The organism is Bradyrhizobium sp. JYMT SZCCT0428, from assembly GCF_018131075.1.
In the GTDB taxonomy this organism is placed as follows: domain Bacteria; phylum Pseudomonadota; class Alphaproteobacteria; order Rhizobiales; family Xanthobacteraceae; genus Bradyrhizobium.
This window is the reverse complement of sequence record NZ_JAFCLS010000171.1, coordinates 1-1,164: the sequence shown is the minus strand read 5'-3', so window position 1 is coordinate 1,164 and position 1,164 is coordinate 1. Positions and strand designations below refer to the sequence as shown.

Below are 1,164 nucleotides of genomic sequence, written 5' to 3'. Positions count from 1 at the left end.
AGCCTGGTCGATATGCTCCGCGCTCGCATGTTCGCGATCTGCTGCGGCTACGAGGACGCCGACGACCTCGATCATCTGCGGTCCGATCCGGCATTCAAGCTGGCCTGCGGACGGCTGCCGGACACGGGCCGGGATTTGTGTTCCCAGCCGACGCTGTCGCGGCTGGAGAATGCTCCGCGCCTGCGCGACGTGATCCGACTGACCTACATTTTGGTCGACGCATGGATGGATAGCTACCCGCGCGAGCCGGCATCCGTCACGCTCGACATCGATGATACCTGCGACGTCGTCCACGGCCATCAGCAGCTCTCGCTGTTCAACGCTCATTATGACGAACGCTGCTTTCTGCCGATCCACGTCTACGACACGGAGAAGAGCCGGCCCGTGGCCGTCGTGCTGCGGCCCGGCAAGACGCCGGGCGGCGTCGAGGTGCGTGCCCATCTGCGCCGCCTGGTACGGCATATCCGGACGCGATGGCACAACACGCAAATTACGTTCCGTGGCGACGGGCACTATGCCCGGCCGGAGGCCATGGCGTGGTGCGAGACCAACGGCATCGACTACATCTTCGGTCTGTCCGGCACCAAGCCTCTCGCCAGAAAAGTCGACGAGGTCGCCGACGACATCCGCACCCGACGCGCCATCGAGAACCTGCCGGTTCTGCGTGGCTATACCGAGACGCGCCACAAGGCAAAGTCCTGGGATCGCGAACGGCGCACTGTCGCCCGTATTGAGGCGACGATGCTCGGCCTCGACATCCGCTTCGTCGTCACCAGCCTCGATGTCGGCTCGGCCGAGTGGATCTACGACAGCCTGTATTGCGCGCGCGGCCAAGCCGAGAATCTGATCAAGCTGCATAAGACGCAGCTCGCCTCCGATCGCACCAGCTGCCGTTCGGCGCTCGCCAACCAGGTCCGTCTCGTGCTCCATACGGCCGCTTATTGGCTGATGCTGACCGTGCGCGACGCCATTCCCAAAGCCCGGGAATTGGCCGCTGCCGAGTTCGCGACGCTGCGTCTTCGGCTCTTGAAAATCGCCGCCCGTGTCGTCGAGACCACGAGCCGCATTCGCCTTGCGTTTGCCGCGGCATGTCCCGAAGCCGACCTGATCCGCGGCTTGCCCGGCGCGCTGCTCCCGCTCGGTCCGTAACCGACCGGGCCTGCG

Annotated in this window: 1 protein-coding gene; it reads left to right on the top strand. The window is 65.1% G+C overall.

Features of this window, described 5'->3' with window-relative positions; translation table 11 throughout:
* On the top strand, positions 1–1,149 hold a 1,149-nt coding region (locus tag JQ575_RS44225; protein WP_212039428.1), incomplete at its 5' end, for an IS1380-like element ISBdi2 family transposase.
* Positions 1,150–1,164: the final 15 nt, after the last annotated feature.